The 21502-nt window shown below is 66.0% G+C and carries 21 protein-coding genes; all 21 read right to left on the bottom strand.

The genetic code is table 11. The features are described 5' to 3' along the window. Positions 1 to 19: 19 nt before the first annotated feature. Positions 20 to 3142, bottom strand: a complete 3123-nt coding sequence (locus BIO17B3_RS08300; protein WP_156053732.1) for an efflux RND transporter permease subunit — start codon at positions 3140 to 3142, stop codon at positions 20 to 22. Then, positions 3139 to 4317, bottom strand: a complete 1179-nt coding sequence (locus BIO17B3_RS08295; protein ID WP_156053731.1) for an efflux RND transporter periplasmic adaptor subunit — start codon at positions 4315 to 4317, stop codon at positions 3139 to 3141. The genes BIO17B3_RS08300 and BIO17B3_RS08295 overlap by 4 nt, the downstream gene beginning before the upstream one ends. Continuing rightward, positions 4314 to 5726, bottom strand: a complete 1413-nt coding sequence (locus tag BIO17B3_RS08290; RefSeq protein ID WP_156053730.1) for a TolC family protein — start codon at positions 5724 to 5726, stop codon at positions 4314 to 4316. The genes BIO17B3_RS08295 and BIO17B3_RS08290 overlap by 4 nt, the downstream gene beginning before the upstream one ends. After that, positions 5723 to 6160: an OsmC family protein gene (locus tag BIO17B3_RS08285; RefSeq protein ID WP_064971655.1), complete on the bottom strand. Its 438-nt coding sequence runs from the start codon at positions 6158 to 6160 to the stop codon at positions 5723 to 5725. The genes BIO17B3_RS08290 and BIO17B3_RS08285 overlap by 4 nt, the downstream gene beginning before the upstream one ends. Before the next feature lie 114 nt (positions 6161 to 6274). Further along, the gene (locus tag BIO17B3_RS08280; protein ID WP_156053729.1) at positions 6275 to 8857 is read right to left on the bottom strand and encodes a cation-translocating P-type ATPase; all 2583 of its coding nucleotides are present in this window, start codon (positions 8855 to 8857) and stop codon (positions 6275 to 6277) included. A 1-nt stretch (position 8858) separates the two neighbouring features. Next, positions 8859 to 10049 (bottom strand): hypothetical protein, encoded by a 1191-nt coding sequence (locus BIO17B3_RS08275; protein WP_232054224.1) that lies wholly within the window; start codon positions 10047 to 10049, stop codon positions 8859 to 8861. A 53-nt stretch (positions 10050 to 10102) separates the two neighbouring features. Next, a complete protein-coding gene (locus tag BIO17B3_RS08270; RefSeq protein ID WP_156053727.1) occupies positions 10103 to 11047 on the bottom strand; it encodes a cation diffusion facilitator family transporter in 945 nt (314 codons plus the stop codon). Positions 11048 to 11053: 6 nt separating this feature from the next. Continuing rightward, positions 11054 to 11341, bottom strand: a complete 288-nt coding sequence (locus BIO17B3_RS08265) for a thioredoxin family protein (protein WP_156053726.1) — start codon at positions 11339 to 11341, stop codon at positions 11054 to 11056. A 37-nt stretch (positions 11342 to 11378) separates the two neighbouring features. After that, positions 11379 to 11831, bottom strand: coding sequence for a VOC family protein (locus BIO17B3_RS08260; protein WP_156053725.1), 453 nt, complete (start codon positions 11829 to 11831; stop codon positions 11379 to 11381). A gap of 42 nt (positions 11832 to 11873) precedes the next feature. Continuing rightward, the gene (locus BIO17B3_RS08255; RefSeq protein WP_156053724.1) at positions 11874 to 12608 is read right to left on the bottom strand and encodes an MIP/aquaporin family protein; all 735 of its coding nucleotides are present in this window, start codon (positions 12606 to 12608) and stop codon (positions 11874 to 11876) included. Then, on the bottom strand, positions 12609 to 13544 hold the full coding sequence (locus BIO17B3_RS08250) for a hypothetical protein (RefSeq protein ID WP_156053723.1): 936 nt from the start codon (positions 13542 to 13544) through the stop codon (positions 12609 to 12611). A gap of 21 nt (positions 13545 to 13565) precedes the next feature. Next, positions 13566 to 13943 carry a carboxymuconolactone decarboxylase family protein gene (locus tag BIO17B3_RS08245; protein WP_156053722.1) on the bottom strand — a complete coding sequence of 126 codons (378 nt, stop codon included), beginning with the start codon at positions 13941 to 13943 and terminating at the stop codon, positions 13566 to 13568. 133 nt (positions 13944 to 14076) lie between these two features. Further along, positions 14077 to 14802 (bottom strand): arsenical resistance protein ArsH, encoded by a 726-nt coding sequence (gene arsH, locus BIO17B3_RS08240; protein WP_064971649.1) that lies wholly within the window; start codon positions 14800 to 14802, stop codon positions 14077 to 14079. Between the two features lie 72 nt (positions 14803 to 14874). Further along, complete coding sequence (locus tag BIO17B3_RS08235) at positions 14875 to 15306, bottom strand: heme-binding protein (RefSeq protein WP_156053721.1); 432 nt, start codon at positions 15304 to 15306, stop codon at positions 14875 to 14877. A gap of 40 nt (positions 15307 to 15346) precedes the next feature. Continuing rightward, a complete protein-coding gene (locus tag BIO17B3_RS08230) occupies positions 15347 to 15583 on the bottom strand; it encodes a thioredoxin family protein (RefSeq protein WP_156053720.1) in 237 nt (78 codons plus the stop codon). A 31-nt stretch (positions 15584 to 15614) separates the two neighbouring features. Further along, on the bottom strand, positions 15615 to 15866 hold the full coding sequence (locus BIO17B3_RS08225) for a DUF2892 domain-containing protein (RefSeq protein ID WP_156053719.1): 252 nt from the start codon (positions 15864 to 15866) through the stop codon (positions 15615 to 15617). 45 nt (positions 15867 to 15911) lie between these two features. Beyond that, positions 15912 to 16976, bottom strand: a complete 1065-nt coding sequence (locus BIO17B3_RS08220) for a permease (RefSeq protein ID WP_156053718.1) — start codon at positions 16974 to 16976, stop codon at positions 15912 to 15914. A 137-nt stretch (positions 16977 to 17113) separates the two neighbouring features. Then, entirely contained in the window at positions 17114 to 17680 is a 567-nt protein-coding gene (locus tag BIO17B3_RS08215; protein ID WP_156053717.1) for a sigma-70 family RNA polymerase sigma factor, read from the bottom strand. Positions 17681 to 18215: 535 nt separating this feature from the next. Further along, entirely contained in the window at positions 18216 to 20426 is a 2211-nt protein-coding gene (traI, locus tag BIO17B3_RS08210) for a TraI/MobA(P) family conjugative relaxase (RefSeq protein WP_051848820.1), read from the bottom strand. Continuing rightward, positions 20401 to 20712, bottom strand: coding sequence for a Mobilization protein MobB (locus tag BIO17B3_RS08205; RefSeq protein WP_013105715.1), 312 nt, complete (start codon positions 20710 to 20712; stop codon positions 20401 to 20403). The genes traI and BIO17B3_RS08205 overlap by 26 nt, the downstream gene beginning before the upstream one ends. Further along, entirely contained in the window at positions 20705 to 21382 is a 678-nt protein-coding gene (locus BIO17B3_RS08200) for a hypothetical protein (protein ID WP_156053716.1), read from the bottom strand. Before BIO17B3_RS08200 ends, BIO17B3_RS08205 begins: the two co-directional genes overlap by 8 nt. Positions 21383 to 21502: the final 120 nt, after the last annotated feature.

Below are 21502 nucleotides of genomic sequence, written 5' to 3'. Positions count from 1 at the left end.
GTTCCTTGTGGTCAGGTCATCAGGCGCTCGGGGCGGCCGGTGTGGTGTTGCCCTCGGGGTAACGGTGTTTGAGTAGCAGGAACAGCAGCACTGGCACGATCAGCAGGGTGAGGAAGGTGCCGACGATCAGCCCGCCGATGGCCACCACGGCCAGCGGCGACAGCCGTTCCAGCCCCACCGCCCATTCGAAGGCCACAGGGACCATGCCCACGGCGGCGGCAGCGGCGGTCATCAGAATCGGGCGGGTGCGCAGATCGACCGCCTGCAAAATGGCCTGCTTGAGCGGCACACCCCGGCCCAGCGCCTCCTGCGCGAAGTCAACCAGCAGGATGCCGTTCTTGACGATGATGCCCATGAGCAGAATGAGCCCCATGAAGGAGGGCATACAGCCGTGCTTGTCGGCAATGAGCATGGCCCAGGCCGCGCCGATCACCGACAGCGGCAGGGTGACCAGAATGGCGATCGGCGTGATAAACGAGCGGAACGCAATCACCAGCACCACGGCCAGCAGAACGATGCCGAAAGCCAGCGACTGCCCCAGCCGGGTGAAGGATTCGTTCATTTCCTTCATTTCACCTTCGTCCGAGATCGTGTAGCCGCGCGGCAGTTGCAGGCCCTTGAGCGCTTCGGTCACATGCTGGTCGAGTGCGGTCACCGCGATGTTGCGACGGTAACCGATCACATCCACTGTGCGCACCAGGTTCTGGTGGGTATAAGACGTGGGCGCATAAACGGTCTTGACCGTGGCCACCTGCGCCAGCGGCACGATGGCACCATTCGGCGTGGTGAGGTTGAGCGCCGCAATCGCCGCCGGACTGGAGCGTTCGTCCGCCCGCAGCCGTACCCACACCGGAATGCTGTTTTCGCCTTCGACCCGCAGGCTGCCGCCGGGGATGCCGTTGACCTGCGCGGCGACCTGCTGGGCGATGGCGCCGGGCGTCAGGCCGTAGTTCGACGCCCTGGCCGCGTCCACGTCGAGCTGCAGCCGTTTGGAATCGCCCTGCCAGGAGCGCTCGAAGCCGGTCAGCCCGCCGACCTTGGCCAGCCGCTGCTCGATCTCGCCGGCGATCTGGTCGAGCACCCGCCAGTCGGGGCCGCTGACCATCAAGTCCACCGTGCCGCGAATCGACGACAAGGGCGTGGCGCCATAGACCACGGCGTTGGCGTCGATCACGCCGGGAATGGCGCGCACCTTGTCTTGAATGACCTTGTTGATCTGGAAAATGGTCTCATCGCGATGGAAACGGTCGACCAGATTCACCGTGGTCATGCCCTGCGAGAAAATGCGCGCTGCACCGAAGGATTTGTCCTGCGGCTCGGCGCCGACCACGGTGGAAGTGGAAAGCAGCCAGTCCGGTTTGACCGAGGCGCGAATCGCGGCGTCAACCTGCTGGGCGATGTGCTGCATCTGGGCGGCGTCCGTGTCGGGCTGCGCCTCGAAGCTGATCTGGCTAATGCCGGAGTCCATCAGCGGCATGAGTTCGCGGCCGACCACCGGCAACTGCCGCAGCGAAACGACCGTGAGCACCAGAGCAATGAACAGCACGCGCTTGGGGTGTTCCAGTGCCCAGCCCACCGTGGCGGCATAAAAGCGCTTGAGCGGTTGGATGACCCAGCGGTCGAAGTAGGACAGCGGCTTGCGTAGCGGATCGCGCGCGCCGGGCTTGAGCAGCCAGGGCGTGAGCAGCGGAATGATGGTGACCGCGACGATGAACGAGGCTGCCAGCGCCACCATCAGGCTCACCGACAGCGGCCGCAGCACGGTCTGCACGAAGCCGCCGATGAACACGATGGGCAGCAGCACCACGGCGTTGGCGAGGGTGCCGGAGAGCACCGCCAGCATCACTTCCTGCGTGCCGTTTGCCGCCACCGCCAGCCCCGATTCGCCGTGCTCGCGCATGCGCCGTTCGATGTTTTCGATCACCACGATGGCATCGTCCGCCAGCAGCCCTACCGCGATGATGATGGCGGTGAGGGTGATCATGTCGAACTCGTAGCCGATCAGCTTCATCACCAGAAAGGTGAGCAGATAGGTGAACGGCAGCGACAGCGCGGTGATGAAGGCCGCGCGGGTGTCGGCGAGGAATAGCAGGATCACGAACACCGTCATGATCAGCGCGTCGCGCAGCGCGCCGAGCATGTTCTCCACGGTCAGATCGATCAAGCGCAACTGGCCGTCGGACTGTGCGATGTGGAGCATCGGGAACTGCGCCTCGATCTTGGGCAGTTCGGCGTCGATGGCGCGCGCGGTGGTCGCGGCATAGCCGTTGTCGCCGCGCAGCAAGGAGACCGCGATAGCTTCCTTGCCGTTGCCGCGATAGAGCGAGGTCGGGTCGGCATCGCCCCAGCCCACCTTACCCAGATCGCCCACGCGCACAAACCCGCCGCCCGGAACCGGCACCTGCACCTCAGCCAGTTGCTGCGGGTTGTGCGCCAGGGCATTCAGCGTGAGCAAAAAGCGATAGCCGTCCCGGTGTACCAAGCCCTGCGGCGCGGTGATATTGCTCGCCGCCAGCGCTGCGGCGACTTGTGCCACATTCAAGTGATGCGAGGCGAGCGCACTGCGGTCGAGATCGACCTGCGCCTGCCGTTCATGCCCGCCGAACACCTCGACCTCGGCCACGCCGGGAATGCGCAGCAGCCGGTCGCGTAATTGGTTTTCGGCAATGCGTCGCACCTCGCTCAAACCGAGGTTGGACTGCGGTGCCGGGGTGAGCGCCAGCACCGTCACCGGCTGCGCCGCGTTGGTGATGCGGAAGATTACCGGCGCGCGCGAGCCCGCGGGCAGGCTGGACTCGACCCGCTTGAGCTCGGTGAGCACCTTGGTCGCTGCGATGTTGATGTCGTTGCCGTATTCGAATTCCACCGTCACCGCTGAGACCTGGTCGCGCGACACGGAGGTGACGCGACGCACGCCGTCGATGGCCGAGAGTTGGGTTTCGATCGGGTGGGTAATGTCCTGTTCCACATCGCTTGCCTCGGCGCCCGGCCATTGCGTGACCACGGTGATCATCGGCCGGTTGCTGTCCGGGAACAGGTTCATCGGCATGGTGAAGTACGCCGCGATGCCCGCGACCACCACCAGCAGGGCGATGGCAATGATGGCGTGCGGCCTGCCGAGCAGGCGTTGCATGAAGTTCATTGCGCCGCTCCTGCTGCCGCCGTGGACACCGCCGTCGTTACCGCCGCGTCGCCGTCGCGCATTTGCGCCAGCACGGCCGTCTGGCCGACCACCACCGACTCACCGGGCTTGAGCGACCCGCTGACTGCGGCGCGGTTCGCGCCTTCCTGCAAGACCTTGACCGGCACAATGCGCAGCCGCCCGGGCTCGCCCGCCTGGGCGCCCGGCGTGAACGCCAGCACATGCGCTTGATCGCCGCTGCCGATCACCGCGGCCACCGGCACGGTCAGCGTTGCGGCGGTTTGTGAGCGAAGTTCGATGCTTGCCGCCACGCTGCTGCCGCTGGGCAGGCCGAAGGGGCTGCTGGTCGCATCGGCCTCGACCGTGCCGAGCCCTGCGGCGTTGACTGCCGGGGCGATGCGGGTAATGGGCAGATCCAGCGTCTGCCCGCCTTGAGTGAGGCGCAGGGTGTCGCCCACCTTCACCTGTGTGAGCTGGTCGGACGGCAAGCTCACGCGCACGATGGCGCCCTTGCCGGCGGTGAGTTGATACACCGGCTTGCCGGGCGCGGCGGTGTCGCCCACCTCGACCAGCCGCTGCGCCACCACCGCGTCCTGCGGTGCGCGCAGCTCGGCATAACCGAGTTGCACTTGCAGCGCGGTGATCTGATCGGACAGCGCCTGCACCGAAGCGCGGGCGGCGTCGGTGGCAGTGCGCGCCTGATCCGCCTGCGCCTGGCTCACCCCGCCTTCAGCCAGCACCGCGTCGATGCGTGCCTGCTGTTTGGCGGCATAGTCGGCGTTGGCGCGTGCGGCGATGCGTTGTTGCGAGAGCGCCCCGATATTGCTCGCGATCTGCCGCGCGTCGATGCGCACCAAGAGCTCCCCACGCTTGACCGCCACCCCGGCGCGCGGGCCGATGAAGGTCACAGTGCCCTGAATCTGCGGCGCCAGCGTGATGGTGTTGGGCGCTTCGACGGTGGCCACGCTCTGCATGCTCGCGGCCACGGTGCCGTGCTGGACTGCGCCGGTTTGCACCGCCCACGGTGTGGCCGCGGCGGGCGGGCTGGCATCGGCCTGATGCAGGCGGTGAAAGTGCAGCCACAACCCGCCCGCAATCAGCAGGATGGGGATGGGCAGCAAGTACCAGGGTTTGCGCTTAGGTGTGGCGGCGGAGGATTTGACGGATGTGTTCATGGCTGGGTGCTCGAAGAGGTGGAATCAACGGCTTGCAAAGCGGCGGGCGGCTCGCCATAGGCGTAGCGCAGGGCGTCATCGGCCTGCCACCAGCCGGAAAGAGCGCCGGCGACGCTGGCGCGGGCCGAAGCCAGCGCGGCCTCGGCGGCGATCAGATCGGTGGCCGAACCCAGGCCGTGCTTGAAGCGGTCTTGCTCGATGCGGGCGCTCTCGGCTGCAGCGCGCAAGCCCGATTCGGCGGCACGCCACGACTGATCCTGCGAGTTCCACAGCGCTACCGCGCCGTCACGCGCGGCGCGCAGATTGTCTTGCGCGGCCTGAAGTTGTTGCTGCGCCTGGTTGGCTGCGGCCTGCGCGGCATCCACGGCGGCGGTCTGCGCCCCGCCCGACCAGAGATTGAAGGTCACGCCGAGGTTGAACTGCCAAGTGTCCACCGGGCGATTGTCCCAATGCACCGCGTTACGGTTCCAGCCGCCGGTGGCGGCGAACTGCGGCAGCATGGCGCGCTGCGCCGCGCGCACTTTGTCCTGGCTGGCCTGCAACGCGCTTTGCGCCGTTTGGATCGACGGGGGCAGCACATTGCCGTTGGCTGGAAAGTGCGTCGGCCCGGAATCGGGCGCCGGCGCCGCAGCGTCGAAGCTGGGCACGCCCATCAACGCGGCGAGCTGCGCGCGCACCTTGCGTTCCTGGCCATCCGCCCCGGCGATCTGTGCCTGCACCGCAGCCACCGCCGCCTGCACCCGCAGCAGATCGACGCGGGCGATATTGCCCACCTTGAGCCCCGCCTCGGCTACGCGCTCACTCGTTTTGAGCGACTGCAACTGCCTGTCCAGCGCCTGCCGCTGCCCGGCCAGCGCCTGCAGATTGCGGTAGAGCGTGGCGCCTTGCAACAGCGCGCGCAGCCGCATATCGGCGGCGCTCCACTGCGCACCGGCGGCACGGGCGCGCGCGGCATCGACCTCGGCGGCAATCTGACCGCTGAGATCGATGGGCAACTGCGCGTTCAAGCCATAACCGAACTGGTCTGCCGAAAAGGGGTAAGCCGCCACATTGGGCGGCAGGGTGATCGCGCGAGTCAGCCGCGGGTCGTTGTAGTGCTGGCTCGTGGCGTAGGCATCAACCTTGCCGAACCAGGCCGCGCGCGCCTGCCGTACCTGCGCATCGGCCTGCGCTTTGGCGGACTGGGCCGCGAGCACGTCGGGGGAGCGTGCGGCGATGGTCTGCAACACCGCAGCCAGATCGGCCGCGGGCGCCGAGGCTGCGGCAGCGGCGGCGCCCGTTAGCGCAACGGCAGGGCTTGACGCCTGCGTCGCAGGAGGCTGCGCCAGTGATGCCTGGGCCGCAGAAAGGAAAACGAGCGCGGCAAGAGCGCGCAGCCGCGTGGGCTGGTGCGGAAAATTTCGCTTCATGATGGATCGGCACAGGGCTGGGGCGGGGGCAGACTGCCGCGTTCGATGCGGCCTTCGAGAGATGTACCTCCCGCGACCGTGTTGTACACCGTGCCGAACTGCTGAACATTTCGGTGCAACAAGGCGAGGCGGTGGTCGTCCTCGTCGGTATCGACGACGATGCGGTAAGTGATTCGCGCCATTTTCGGCGGTGCGTCCTGCCGCTCGCCGTGCACGGCGATGTGTACCCCGCGGTATTGGAATTTAAGAATGGGCGCAACGCGCTCGATGTTCTTGAGCATGCACGCGCCCACCGCGGCGAGCAGCAACTCGGCGGGATTGAACGCGTCCAAGCGGCCGTCGAGCGCCGAATCGATCGCGATGCACGCGTCTTTGCAACGCGCCTGCGCGCCGTGCGCATCGAGCCGGTCGAGCGTCACGTCATAGGTGAGCATGGAAACCTCCAGGGGTTTTGGTTTGTCTTGTGCAGAGAAGACGATGCACGGGGTGAAAGGATGCACCCTGATCGAGAAAACCTTGATCCCGGTCAGCTTGCGCTCATCCGTGGGTCAAACCAGACGCCGTCCCCAAGCCAAACGCAAGCCCTGCAGCCACAGCCCGCACAGCAGCAGCAAGCCGAGTGCGGCGATCATCGGCGGCAGGCTCACGCTGGCAAAGCCCATCACGTCCCGCAATCCCGGAATCAGCAGGACGGCGGCGAGCATGGCCGTCACCGCCGCGAACATCCGTGCCAGCCACGGATTTTCTGCCCGCAGGTTGAATGCCGCCGCATGGCGCAGATCGCGATTAGCCAGAATCAGCAGGAACAGCGCCAGCACCAGCGCGGTGAACACCGCTAGGCGCAGATCGGCCTCAGGCCAGTCGGTGTAATGTTGTAGCAGCGCATGCCCGGCCAGCAGCACGGCGGCAATTCCCAGCCCCTGTAGGAGGGCGAAGCCGATGTTGTTCAGGGTGAAGGGGCTGGCCGTCAACGGACGCGGTGGACGCTGCATCACATCGGCCGCGGCCGGTTCCGCCTCGAACACGATGGAGCAGGACGGGTCGATCAGCAGCTCCAGCAGCACGATGTGCACCGGCAGCAGCAGCACCGGCCAGTGCAGCAGCGCGGGTAGCAATGCCAGCGCGATGATGGGCATGTGCACCGCGAACACAAAGCGCGTGGCCTTGGTGATGTTGTCGAAAATCCGCCGACCGCCCCGAATGGCCTGCACGATGCTGGCAAAACTGTCGTCGAGCAGCACCAGCGCGGCGGCCTCGCGCGCCACATCGGTACCGCGCTCGCCCATGGCGATGCCGACGTCGGCGGCCTTCAGCGCCGGGGCATCGTTGACGCCGTCGCCGGTCATAGCCACCACCTGGCCATCGGCCTGCAGCGCGCGCACCAGCCGCAGTTTGTGCTCGGGGGCGAGGCGGGCGCAGACATCGGCGCCGCGCAGCCGCTCGCGCAGCGTGGCCTCGTCCATACCGACGATTTCCGGGCCGGTAACAACCTCGGCGCGCTCCGAGAGCCCCACCTGCGCGGCGATGGCGCGCGCAGTGGCGGGATGGTCGCCGGTCATCATCACAATGCGCACCCCGGCGGCGCGGCATTCGGCGATGGCCGCAGGCACCTCGGGGCGGGGCGGGTCGATCAGGCCGACCAGGCCGAGAAACTCGAAGTCGAAGTCATGCTGACTGGCGGGCCAGGGCGCGCCTTCCGTCGGCGCCTGCCAGGTACCGCGCGCCACGCCCAGCACGCGCAGGCCGCGAGCGGCCATGGCCTCGACCTCGCGCGCAATAGCCGCACGTTCGGGCGCGGGCAGGTGGCAAAGGTCGGCCACCGCTTCGGGCGCTCCCTTGGTGGCCAGCGCGTACACCTCGGGCCGGGCGGTGGCGAATACCCGGGTCATGGCCAGAATGTCGGTGGCGAGATCGTATTGACGAGTAGGGCTGCGGTCGTCGTGCACATGCTCGGTGCCGGTCAGCCGCGCATGACCGAAGGCCTGTATGGCCTTCTCCATGGGGTCGAAGGGGTCGAGCGGCGTGGCGAGTAGGGCGAACTCGACCAGGGTGTGGAAGGTCTCGGGCAGCTCGGCGCTGTCAGCGTCAAAGCGCTCCTCGCCGGCGACGAATTGGGCCACCTGCATGCGGTTCTGCGTCAGCGTGCCGGTCTTGTCCACCGCCAACACGGTGATCGCGCCCAGCGCCTCGACCGCCGGCACGCGACGGGTGAGCACCTTGCTTTTGGATAGCCGCCACGCCCCCAGCGCGAGGAACACGGTGAGGATGACCGGGATTTCCTCGGGCAGAATGGCCATCGCCAGCGCGATACCCGACAGCAGGCTTTCCAGCAGCGTGCGCCCGTCCCACAGCCAGTTCAACAACACCAGCGACAGGGCGAGTGCGAGCGCAATCAGGGTGAGATTGCGGATCAGCTTGGCCGAGGCGCGCTGCAGGCCGGAGTCGACCTCGGCCGTGTTCGCCAGTGCCGCGCCGATGCCGCCCACCGCCGTGCGCGCGCCGGTGGCCACCACCACCGCCTGACCCACACCCTTGGTGACCACGGTGCTGGCGAACAGAGCCGCAGGATGATCTTTATCCGTCGCGGCGGCGGGATGCATGACCGGGTCGGGCAGTTTGCTCACCGGCACGGCCTCGCCGGTGAGCAGCGATTCGTCCACATCGACCTGACCGCTCACCAACTGCGCATCGGCGGGAATGCGGTCGCCTTCATGCAGCACCAGCAGGTCGCCCACCACCACATCGCGCCCGGCAATGCGTTGTTCGCGGCCGTCGCGGATCGCCAGTGCACGCGGCGCGGAGAGATCGCGCAGGGATTCGAGCGCGCGTTGCGTCTTGCGCTCCTGTGCCAGCGTGATGCCGATCACCACGAATACAAAGCCGAGCAAGAACAACGCCTCGCCCTTATCGCCCAAGAGCAGGTAGATGCCGCCCGCGGCCAGCAGCATGAGGAACATCGGCTCGCGCAGCACGCCGAGCACAATGGCCCAGGCAGACTTGGGCGTGGCGCCGGGCAGCAGGTTCGGCCCGTCGCGCGTCAGACGCGCCGCGGCTTCGGCGGTGCTCAGACCCGCTGGCATCGGAACGGCCCGATCTTGCCCGGCGACCGTTCGGGGTTTATCGGATGCCATATCAATCCCTCAATCTGCGCCGCAGCAGGGCGACGAGCACCCCGCCCGACACCACGGCCGCGCCCACGGTCCATGCCAGCACCACTCCCAGCCCGCTGCGGTAGTACCACGTGGCGATGCTCGTGGCGATAAAGCCGATCTCGGTGGCGCCGAACACCACGGTGAGCCAGAATTGCAGCGCGGTCATCCGTTGCTGGTATTCGGTGGTGAGGGTGAAGCTCACCATGTCAAGCCGATCGGTCACGGCATCGAACAGATCGGCAATGCCCAGCACAGCCTCACCCTGCTCGGCGACGATGTCATTGAAGCGCGTACTCGCCAGCGTGGCGCCGTAGAACTCCTCCAGACCATCCATCACCTCCTTTTTCAACGCGAGCAAATCGTCGATGGAGTGCGGCCCCGCGTGGGTCAAGCGGTCGTACAGACCTTGCAGAACGGCGCGCTCGATGCACAGCAGCTCCAGGGTGATGAGAAAGGGCAGCGTGCTCCTGGGGGGCAGGTCCAGTGCCTGCGCCTGCGCGACGCTGTCGTCGCGGCTGTCGTGCAGATCGAGCGCGCTGCGGCGTCCGATCAGGGTGATGCCGCCAACGCGGGCGCAAGTATCGCGCGCGAGTTCGCCTTCCACCACCTCGGGCTTGAGGGCGCGACTCAGTCGATCACGCCACAGCAGGGCGACCACCTGTTCGGCATGCTCCGTCAGCCAACCGTCGAGTACGGCGCCAGGCAGGCGGATCACCGACAGCGGCAGGTAGGCGCTAAAGTCGGCGCGGCCGGAGATGGCCTGGTTTAGCGGCGCGAGTTGGCGCCAGACCAGCGCAGCCGGGCTGTCGTGTGCGTCCGGGTCGAGCCAGTCGGTCCAGCGCTGTGCGTCGAAAGGCTGGCTCGGTGCGGGAAGCCAGACCTCCCACACGGCCACCCCAGCGACATGGGTGAGCAGGGCGATGTCGGCATGGCGCGGCGCCTCCGGCGCGGCTTGCGGTAACGCGATTCGACCGAGATCGGTCCGACTCAGCCGCGCTGCCTGGAGAAACGCCGGGCCGAGCACATGCGCCTGCGCGGCATCACGCCATTGCGCCAGCTGCGACGCGCCAGGTTCGGGCAGCGGGGCGAAACCTGCGGGCCGTGCGTCCAGCCGTGTGACGCCAGGCAGCAGGGAGGTGGAAAACAGCAGCGCGAAGCCGGGCAGGCTCATTTCCGCATCCACCGCAGCAACGGACGAGCGAGCTGCTGTCGCCGGGCGGTCCATCACGCTGGGCCCGGCGCGGCGCTTCCCGGGCAGGCTGAGGCTGCGGCGGCCAGCGCGCAATGCGCGGCGAAATCCTCGGTCTCTAGTTGCAGCGTGACATGGGTGATGTCGAACGCGTCATGCAGCATGTGTTCGGCGTGTTCGAGCAGCGCGGCGGAATCGACCCCTTGGCGCACTACGAGATGCGCGGTCAGACTGACCTTCGAGGTGGACAGCGCCCAGACATGCAGATCGTGCAGCGCCAGGACGCCTTCCAGCCCGAGGAGCCGACTGCGCACCGCCGGCAGATCGACTTCGCGCGGCACGCCGTCGAACATCAGGTGCAGCGATTGCGAGAACAGCGACCAGGTTCCCCACACCACCACGGCGACGATGACCAGGGAAATGGCCGGGTCCAGCCACATCCAGCCTGTTGCCAGAACCACGACCGCGCTGATGACCACGCCCAGCGACACCAGCGCGTCCGCCGCCATGTGCAGGAAGGCACCACGGAGGTTCAGATCGCTTTGGGCGCCCGATGCGAACAGCCACGCCGTGGCGCCGTTGATCAGAATCCCGACCGCAGCCACGATCAGCACCGGCCATTCATCGACCCTGCCGGGATGCGTCAGGCGCTGGAACGCTTCGAGCGCCAGCCCGCCCATGAGCACCAGCAGCAGGACGGCATTGAGGAAGCTGGCCAGGATGGACGCACGCTGCCAACCATAGGTGTGGCGGTCGCTGGCGTGCAGCCGACCCGCCGCCAGCCCGGCCCAGCCCAGCGCCAGTCCGCCGACATCGCCCAGGTTGTGCCCCGCATCGGCCAGCAGCGCCAACGATCCCGCGCGCCAGCCATAGAACGCCTCGATCACGACGAAGGCGATGTTCAGGCCGATGCCCAGGGCGAATCGGGCGCCGAAGTCCTGCGGTAGGTCGTGATGCGCGTGAGCGTGGTCGCGGCTCATGGTCGTTCAGGTGAAATCGGGGGGCATGCCGATGCGCCCCCGCAGAAGCGCTTCGAGTTCTTCTGTGCGCGGCAGCCCCTGCGCAAACAGAACCCCGTCGGCCAGCAGAACCGGGTCGCGGGTGGCACCCAGGTCAACGGCCCGATGCGCATCCGCTTGCAGCCGAATCTGCGCCTGCCAGCCCAGACCGCCGAGTGCGCAGGACAGACGGCGTTTGAGTTTTTCCGCATCGAGGCCGGAGCCGAGAATCTCGAACCGGATGGGACAGTCGTGGGAGCCGGTGGCGCAAGTCATCAACTGATCTTATCGCGATCAAGCTCGGACGAGGGCGTCAGTCGAGCAGAAACACAGGCTCTTGATCGGCAGGCATCTGCGCCAGCTCGGCGTCGGTCAGGCGGGCATAGACCTCCAGCAGATAGCCGCTGGGGTCGCGCAGCCACAGTTCGTGCAGCGGCGTGCCGCGCCAGGTGGTGCGCGGGGGCTTGACGACCTCAGCCCCCGCGGCCACTGCGGCGTGGTGGGCCGCGATGACCTCGGCCTTGCCCGCCACGCCCAGCCCGAGGTGGTAGAGGCTGTAGGTGTCGAGCGCCTCGCCGCGATCATTGACCAGCAGCACCAGGTTGAGGTGCAGCTGCGGCACGATGAAGGTGCTGTAGCGGGCGGTGCGGTCTTTGGGCGGCAGGCCGAAAAACGCGGTGTAGAACGCCGTGCTGCGCGCCAGATCGGCCACACGCAGGCTCATGTGGAACTCATGGGCGGCAGGGAATGCGGGTGAGGAAGTCATGGTGGTTTTTCCAGAGTTCGGTGAAGTCGGTGTTTGCTGCGATCAGGGTTCGTGCGGCGGTTTGTCCATGCCCAGCCAGGTGCCGTAGAACAGGCGCGGCAGGATGAGCAAGGCTAGCAGCGCGCCGACGATCTGCGCGGCGATGAAGCCGGGCGCGCTAGCCGGAGCGATGCCGGCAAAGGTGTCGGTGAGGGTGCGGGCCAAGGTCACTGCAGGGTTGGCAAAGCTGGTGGACGAGGTGAACCAGTAGGCCCCGGCAATCCAGGCGGCCACCAGCACCGGCACTTGTCCGGGTATCTGGCGTTTGCCGCCGAGGATGGTGAGGATGAGGCCAAATGTGGCGATGACTTCGCCCAGCCACTGGCCGCTGCCGCCGCGCAGATGGGTCGAGACCTGCAGCACGGGCAGATCGAACATGGCATTGGCCAGCCACACCCCCGCCACGGCGCCCAGCAGTTGCGCCAGGATGTAGCCCAGTGCAAGCGATCCGCTGATGTCGCGCTTCAGCCAGAACACGCTGGTCACCACCGGGTTGAAATGTGCGCCCGAGCGCGGGCCGAAGACCGAGATCAGTACATATAGCGTGCAGGCTGTGGCAATGGCGTTGGCCAGCAGCGCTACGCCGGTGTTGGAAGGCGAGAGTTGCGCCGCCATGGTGCCCGAGCTGACCACGGCGATGAGCAAGATGGCGGTGCCAAGAAACTCCGCCAGCATGGGGCGCCCCAGGCGCTCCCAGGCGCTCGGGGCGGAATCGGCGACGGCGGTGGGCGCAGCCATTCAGCCAGCCAGCACGAGACGACGGGTGAGGTAGAAAGGCTCCACCGGGCCGACCACGGCCGCGGCGCCCACCGGCCCGGCGGCCGCAATGAAACGGGCGTCGAGGTGCGAGTTTTCGTGATCCCACACCGACTCCCATAGCCCGTGCATGATGTACGCGCGCAGGCCGCCATCGGCCTGCGCGTTGCGCAGGATCTCGGTGGACAGCGCCTTGCGATAGAGACGGTTGTCGCGCGTGCCGGGCTGGCCCGCACCCGCCGGGTCGCTCTGCGGCTCGAAGGTGTTTTGCGCCACTTCGAGCAGGGCCATGACCTTGGGCTCCCAGTTTGCACGGTCGGTGTCGTTGATCGTCACGTGGTTTTCCACGGTGACGGTGTCGCGCTCGGGGTGGTCCAGCGGAGCGCGCAAAAAGGCTTCGATCTGCTGCGCCGTGGTGTAGATGCCATTGCGGTCGCCTGCACCCACGGTCTGATACACCGCGCGGTAGGCCGCCATTTCCGGCGACTGCGGCGCGGCACCGGCATGCAGCAGGGGTTGCAGACGCGCGGCGAAGTCGGCTTCGAGATCGGCTGCGCTGGCGCTGGCCGCGTCGGCGAAGCGGATGAACAGGCTATAAAAGTAGGGCTGCACGCCCGCTTCGGCGCCGTCGAGATAGGCCGTCGCCAACACGCCTTTGTAGGTCTCGGGATAGTTCTTCACCATGGTGGAGTCGCCGCTCATCTGCTTGAGCGCGAGCTGCACGAAGCCCGGCTTGCCGCGCAGCGCCGCGCCCAAGGCGTCAATGGCAGCGAGGAAAGCGCTGTGCTGCGCGCCGGTCACACGCAGCTCGGCGTACAGGGTGACAGTGCCGTCGAGCCCGCGCAGGGCATCGGCAGACCAGGGATGCGCAAGCGTATTGCCGTGCATGGGGGCCGTGGGACTTGAAAGGGTGTTCATGATGGATCTCCTGGAAGCGGATTACTTCTGCGCGCCAACCAGCGCGTCGAACACCGGCTCGGCATCGCCGATGATCTTGGTGGCCATGGCAAAGCGGGCGATGTGCACGGTTTCCAGTACCTTGGCTTTGGGAATGCCCTGCTGCACCACTTTGTCGGCCATGGCGCGCACGCAGGCCGGGCTGGAACCGGCAAGCGCCGCAGCCAGGTAGATGAGCGTGCGGGTTTGCTCATCCAGCGCGCCTTCCGGCGGCATGGCGTACATGCGCGAGCGCATGTGCTCCTGAATCAGGCCGTCATCGACCACGGTGGATTTTTCGATCGCGGCAGGAACACGGCCCATACCGGCGCGCATTTTGGCCAGCAGTTCTTGGGCGGAGGGTTGGGTCGGGGTGGTCATTTGCGGAGCTCCTGTATTGGGGGTGGGTGGATCGAGGCACCGTTGATCGGCGCCTCATACAAGTTGACGCTCCGGCAGCCAAAAAGATGCTGGGCAAGGTGTCGCAAATTGTGTCTGGCGATTTTGGCGCCGATCAAATCCGGCCCTGGTCGACTCGGGCGCTCAGGGCGGCGGCATTTTCCTTGCGCTCGCTGTAGCGGTCGACCAGGAAGTCGGAGATGTCGCGGGTGAGCAGGGTGAATTTCACCAGTTCCTCCATGACATCGACGATGCGGTCGTAATACGCCGAAGGCTTCATGCGCCCGGCCTCGTCGAACTCCTGGTACGCCTTGGCGACCGAGGACTGATTGGGGATGGTGATCATGCGCATCCAGCGGCCGAGTATGCGCATCTGATTGACCGCGTTGAAAGACTGCGATCCGCCGCAGACCTGCATCACTGCAAGCGTTTTCCCCTGGGTCGGGCGCACCGCCCCGATGGACAGCGGAATCCAGTCGATCTGCGCTTTCATGATGCCCGTCATGGCGCCGTGCCGCTCGGGCGACGACCACACCATCCCTTCTGACCACTGCACCAGTTCGCGCAACTCTTGCACCTTGGGGTGATCGGGCGATGCGTCGTCGGGCAGCGGCAGGCCGTGCGGATGAAACAGCCGCGTCTGCGCGCCCAGATGGTGCAGGATGCGCTGCGCCTCAAGCAGGGCAAGGCGGCTGTAGGAGCGCTCGCGTACCGAGCCGTACAGCAGACCGATACGCGGCGGGTGGGTGCTTTGCCCGATGGCCTCAAACGCCCGCGCGCTGTTTGAGGGCAGCAGCGCGGTATCGAGGTTGGGCAGGTCTTGCAGCAGGTCGATGGACATCGCCGAACCTCAAGGAAATGCAGAGCCGCTCCTGGCGGCACGCTGGGTCAGTCAAAAAGAGTCGAAAACGGCTCAAAACGCCAGATCGCCCTCGATGGCACTCAGCCCGGCTTTGGCGCAGAGGTCATCGTTGGCGCCGCCCGGCGCGCCCGACACGCCGATGGCGCCCACCATCTGTCCGGCCGCATCGATCGGCATGCCGCCGCCGATCATCACCACGCCAGGCAGATTCTTGATGGCCTGCTCGGCAGCGCCGGGTTTGTTCACCCGCTCCGCCACGGAGCTGGTGGATTCCCGCCAGCTCGCCGCTGTGCGCGCCTTGCCTTCCGCCGCTGCCACGGTATGCCAGCCGGCGAAGCGGTCGCGCAGCATCACCAACGGCAGCCCCGACGGGTCGGTCACGGCCACCGCCACCTGCCAGCCGCGCTTGACGCATTCGGCCTGGGCGTTGGCGGCAAGCGTGCTGGCCGCGGCCAGAGTCAAAGCAATGAGGGTCTTGTTCATGGGATTGTGGGTCTGTGAGAAGAGAAAGGTTGAAAAAGGCTCAGGCGCTGATCCAGCTCTCGACCATCGCGCGGTTGGGAACGCCGCCCGCATGCACCACCTTGCCGTCGATCACCACGCCGGGGGTGCGCATCACGCCGTATTGCATGATCGAAGGGATGTCTTCGACTTTTTCCACCTGCGCCTGCACGCCTTTGGCGGCAATCACCTCTTCAACGAGCCTTTGCGTGGACTTGCAACTGGCACAGCCCGTGCCGAGGATTTTGATGTTGATCATGGTGTGAACTCCTCAAAAAAGAAACACAAAATCAGCAGCAACCTTTGCCCGAACTGGAGGTGCCGCAGGCGTTGGTGGCTTCCTTCAGGCCCATCGCCTTGAACACCTTGGCGGCCGGGCAGAAGCCGGTAAAGCCCATCTGGAACAGATTGAGTCCGACGAATGCCGTCAGCCATAGCCAAGTGGGGTGGAACAGATCGATCTGGCCTGTGATTTGCGCCAGCACCAGGCTGAGCATCACCATGAACCCGGCCATGATGCTGACCATGCGATTGACTGTCATATCAGTCTCCTTATGAGTATTGAGAAATGGATGTGAAAGGGCGCGTCACATCACCGCGTTGAACACATAACCCACGACGATGATGCCCACCGCCACCACACCGGCGAACAGCGCGATCAGCTTGGGTTTCATCACCTTCTTGAGAATCATGAATTCGGGGAAAGACAGTGCGGTGACCGCCATCATGAACGCCAGCGTCGTGCCCAGCGCGGCGCCCTTGCCCAGCAGCGCCTGCACCACGGGGATGATGCCCGCCGCGTTGGAATACATCGGCACGCCGATCAGCACCGCCAGCGGCACCGACCACCAGTTGCCCTTGCCCATCAGATGCGCCATGAAGTCCTGCGGCACGTAGCCGTGGATCCACGCGCCCACGCCCACGCCGGCGATGATGTAGGGCGCGACCTTGAGCACGATCTCGCGCACATGCTTCCAGCCCTGGGCGAAGCGCGCGTCCCAGCCCAGCGGGCCCTCTTGGTTGCTGACGGCGGGAATGTCGAACACCCAGGGCTCGACCAGGTTCACCGGGTTCATGCGGCCGATCACCAGCCCGGCGACGATGGCCACAGCGAGCCCCAGGCCGAGGTAGATGGCGGCGATCTCCCAGCCGAACATGCCAAACAGCAGCGCCAGCGCCACCTCGTTGACCATGGGCGCCGACACCAGAAACGAGAAGGTCACGCCCAGCGGCACACCGGCGGTGAGAAAACCGATGAACAGCGGCACCGCCGAGCACGAGCAAAACGGCGTGACGATGCCCAGGCTGGCCGCCAGCACATTGCCCACGCCCTGACGTTTGCCCGCGAGGATGGCGCGGGTTTTCTCCGGGGTGAAAAAGGTCTGAATGACGCCCACCAAAAAGACGATGAGCGCCAGCAGCATCAGCACCTTGGGCACTTCAAAGGCGAAAAAACTCACCGCGCCGTAGAGGTGGCTGGCAGCGGCCAGGCCGGTGGCGGCCGACAGCCAGCGCATGAAGGCGTCGGTGGCGGGCTCTAACTGGCTGTAGAGCACCAGCCAACCGACGACGTACAGCACGGGCAGGATCCAGGCACGCCAGGCGGGAACCTTGGCGGCGGTGACGGGAGAAGTTTGCACTTGGGTGTTCATGGCGAAGGGTCCTGAAAATGGGGAACTCGCCTTGAAGACGCACGAGCGCCGAAAAGGATGCAGGCCGATGGCGCGATTTGGCGATTTCTACGGGTTTATCCGGAGATGCGACTCACAGCGAGGCTCGCCCGCCGAAGTCAATCTTGCGGCTTGACGCTGCAGTCGCGCGGGACGTGACAGCACACCGCGCCGGTCTGTGCATCGAAACGTACGCCGCAATGCGCCACCAGCGCGGCGCGCAGCCGGGTGCGGGCGCGCTGGATGCGTGACTTGGCCGTGGGCAACTTCAACCCGCGCAGCTCGGCGTATTCAACCTGAGACAGCCCCCCGAGCTCGCACTGCTCGATGGCGTCGCGATCGTCGGCCGACAGGCTCGCCAGCGTGAGCGGAAGACAGTCGGCCAGCGCTTCGACCGGGGCAGACTCCTCGTCCATTGCGGGCAGATCGTCGGACAGCGGATCAGACGGGCGCGTGGCGCGTTGCAGATCGACCAGCGCATTGCGCGCCACCTGGAACAGCCAGGCGCGGGCGTTGTCGATCTGGCAGAACCGGCCGCCTTGCCGCATGGCCTTGAGAAACACCTCGTGCAGCAGGTCATCCGCCGCGTCAGCATCGTGCAGTTGGTGGCGCAGAAAACCGCGCAGCTCGGCCTCGGCGAACTGCCAGGCTTGCAGCATGCAGGGGGCGGCTTGGGTGTCGGTCATAGTCGAGGGCAGGACGAGCAAGCGCTCATACTAAAACTTCATCGTTGGGTCAGATCAACCGCCGGGCCAGCGCCAGTTGGTGTGCATGCCCGTTGACGCCAACTGTCATGGGATGATTCCAACCCGGATTGTTCATTGGGACACGGGATGATGGTACGGCGGGTCAGGGATGGATCTGGCCCTGCGCGACAAACCCATAGCCTTGAGCTTGGGCGCGAACCAAGGGGTCGTGGGTTCGAATCCTGCCGGGCGCACCAGTTTTATTAAGTAAATCAAGGTATTAGAGAACAATGCCCGACCTAAACAGTCGGGCTTTTTTTCGTCTGTTGGGGGGCGAATTCCACCTGAATTCCCCCTAGATTCCCCCAAAGCATACCCACACCGCCCCTTTTACAGATCCCCTTGCGGTTCCCCCCACGGGGGTGCCTGCGATCTCATGAGCGCGTCCAAGTTCCGGGCCGTGCCAACCACCTCCGGCTTACAGCAAAGAAACTTAGGACGGCCCACCGTCTCTTTAAAACCGGGTGATCTGCGCTCACCGCCCCATCCCTTGCTCTCGCTTGCGCTGCCGCTCGATTGCCGCCATGAAGCTGGCGAGGCCGGCGGCCACGCCATCGCCGCGGCGGCTGATGATTCGATCCGCCACTTCGGCGATCAGCCCGTGCCCGTCTGTCCCCTGGGCGCGGGCGCAGTCATACGCGTCAATGAACGCCTTGACAGTGCCGCTGCTGCGATCGCCGTCCACCCAGCGATCAACGGTCTGCTCCATCGACCGGACCGCCTGCTCGTGAGGGCCTGCCGCTCCTGCCTGTTTTTCAGGCGCAGCGGCGACTGTCTGACTGGCAGCAGCGGGTAGGCGGTGCGGTGCCGGTTTATCCCCAGAATCTGGGGATAAGTCGTCGGCCTTCTCGGGTTCTGTGCGCCTGCGCTCCGCAGTCTGTTCTCCCTTCATCGTCCGCGTGGGCATTCTCTCGGCGCGCATCCGCGCCTGCTCGTCGGCGACGATAGGCTGCAAATCGGCACTGGTGACGACGATGCCAAGCCGCACAGCCTCACGCACCGCCCGCTCCCGAAACTCACTGCTCCCCGTGATGTCCACCTTGCCTCCGTATTTCTGCGCGGCGATGCGCAAGGCCGCTTCCAGGGAGTCATCTGCCTTGTCGTGCATGACGATGCGCGGCCCTGTGTCGGTGAACTTCGCCTGGCCATCCTGCCCACGGTAGATTACCAACTGGCGCTTGTGGTCGATCTGCACATCGAGCGCGGCCACGGTGAGCTTGCGCAGCGGGTCGAGATCTTCGCCCTCGATGCCGTCCTGCTGCTGGTACTTCTTGCTGTTGCCCTGCTCGCGGTAGCGGATGCCGCGCAGCGTTGCCTTGGCCGCTTCATCGCCCAGATCGGCCAGCTGCTCTAACCAGGTGCGCCACACTTCGGTCCGTGGAGTCTTGGCCGTCAACGCTTTGCGCTCGACGGCCTGGCGCTTTTGGAGTCCTTCCTTGGCCTTGGCTTCTTCCCATGCCCGGTAGCTGAGAGCAACCTTGGCGTCCATGCCATCGCGCCGATGCTCCGCTAGTGCGGTGGCACGTTCTCCGCGTAGCGTGGGGATCAACGCTTGCCGCTCGTCACGGTGACGCGCGGTCATCGCCTTGCGCAGCGCCTGGCGCTGTTTCCTGATTGCCTCCTGCTCGGCCTTGAAGCGCGCAGCCAGCAGGGCGCGTGCCTGGGCGCGCGCAGCACGGCGGCGCTGCCGTTCGGGGTCGGCGCTGGCATGCTGCGGTTCACCCCGGAGGCTGGCGCGCTGGCCGTCCAGCGCAGCGGCATACCTCACTTTGGGTTCTGGCATGGGACCGCGTGATGGCTCATAGGGGCCAAGCGCTTTTTCCAGGGCGTTCTTACTTGCCCACCGCCCCATCTGCGACGCCTTGGCCGCCAACACGCGCCCATCGTCGAGCGTGGCTGTTACCACCATGCCCGAACCCTTGGGCTGAATCGTCACACCATAGAGCGCTGCGGCTCGGTGCACGCTGTGCCAACTTGCCCCTGGGGACTGCACGGCGGTGCGAATGACCTGAGCCGGTTCCCCTGCAAGCCACGTCTGAAACGACTGTGCCCCGGCGTTGCGATGCTCAGCCGCCTTGGCCGCGTTGCTCACGCGCTGCCCCCCGTCGAGCTGCCCCAGGGTGGTGCGCTCGGCGCGGCTCATGCGCACGATGCCAGCCTTTCCCTGATCGTGGACGACGCCATAAGGGCCGGGGCTGTGGCGCCAGCCTTGAGCAAGCTCGATCTCGCGCATGGCTTTGTCCAGGAGCAGCCAGTCATACTTGGGCACCTTGGCCGTATGGCCGTCAGCATGCACGCGGTTGACGATCAGATGCACATGATCGTGATCGGTGTCGCGGTGCAGCGCCCACAGTGCATCGTGCCCCTCGAAGCCCAGCGTTTTCATGACGTGTTCGCACGCGGCGTCGATCTGCTGGCGCTCGGGATGCTCGGCCTCCTGCCAAGCGAGGGTGACGTGGTACACCGGCCCGCGCGCAGTCGTGTTGCGTGCCGCCGCAGCCGTGGCGTCGAGGATGTCGATGGCGGTCTGGCGATCCTCTGGGGTGTCTAACGGGCAGTCGAGGTTGAGCGCGCCCATCTCGGGGCTGGGTTCTGCGACCTGGTCCGGGTTGTCGCGGGCGATATAGCGCACGGCTTCGCCAAATCCGCGTGAGACCGCTTTACGTGTGATGACTTTGGCAAGCATCGGCGACCTCGGCGATGTGCTGGATGGTGGCGCGCCATTGCGTCAGAGCCAGCTCCACGGCGCTGCGGTCGAGCTGGCCGCGTGCGGCTAGATGCTTGAGCAGTCCGCCTTGACGCCGCAGCTCGGCTTGCAGGGTTTGCAGCCGGGCCACGCGCGTATCGCCACGCAGAGCGATGGTGCGCAGGTAGCTGCTTGTCGTCAGCATCGCCGCATCGGCCATATGGCGGATCAGTGCAGCCTCGGCAGGCGTTGCGCGCAGCGCCAGGTGAACGGTTCGCTCACGCATGAGAGTCTCCCGTCATGCGTGCGCGCAGCTTGCTCGGGTAGAGCTTGTCCCCCGGCGACGCCTTGCGTTCGATGTCGATGCGCCGCTCCACGGCATTGGCACCAAAGCGCTCAATGAGCGCGATGATGATCTTGCGGTCGCTCTCGGTCACGCCTGACGCACCGAAGCCGAGCTTGCCGCTTTTGAGCAGCATATCGGCGCGTTCGTCGGGTGATTCCCCGATGGCTTTGAACCCGGCGCTTGGTGGCCCTTCAAGCTGCTTGCGCAGGCGATAGTCCTCGTCGGATTCGTCATCCCGCTTGTCGGAACCATCGGCCCAGCTTGGCAGATCGTGGATGTCGCGCGGTTTGGCCGTGATGACAGGTGCCGGAGTTGCGGTTGTGGTCTCGGTCTTGGCAACCTCCGACGCGTGCGGCACGGTGGGCTGCGATGTCATGCCAGCGCGTCCAAAAGCCGCCAGCAGTGCCGAAGGACGCACGCCAAGGGCGGGAGCAACGAGCCGCGCGTAGCGCGCCAGCGGCACACCGCTTTGGTGCAGTGCCTTGATGTCAGCGATACGCTCGGTCACGAACGCATCGCTGACCGTGCGCGCTGCAGCTTTGCCCGTGAGCTGACGTGAGAGTTTTGCAGCCTGATCGATGCGTTCAAAGATGGTGGATGATTGAGTCATGTCGATGCTCCATAAAGGTGTGAGAAACGCAGTGCCGAGACGCGGGACAAAACAGGGTGTCGGGCGCAGCCTGACCAATGGGCCGGTTTCGCCTGAAGCGCGAGCGCCAGGTGAAACCTA

It is taken from the genome of Thiomonas sp. OC7 (genome assembly GCF_900634595.1).
Lineage (GTDB): Bacteria > Pseudomonadota > Gammaproteobacteria > Burkholderiales > Burkholderiaceae_C > Thiomonas > Thiomonas arsenitoxydans.
The sequence above is the reverse complement of the archived record's forward strand: the minus strand, read 5'-3'. Positions and strand labels throughout refer to the sequence as shown.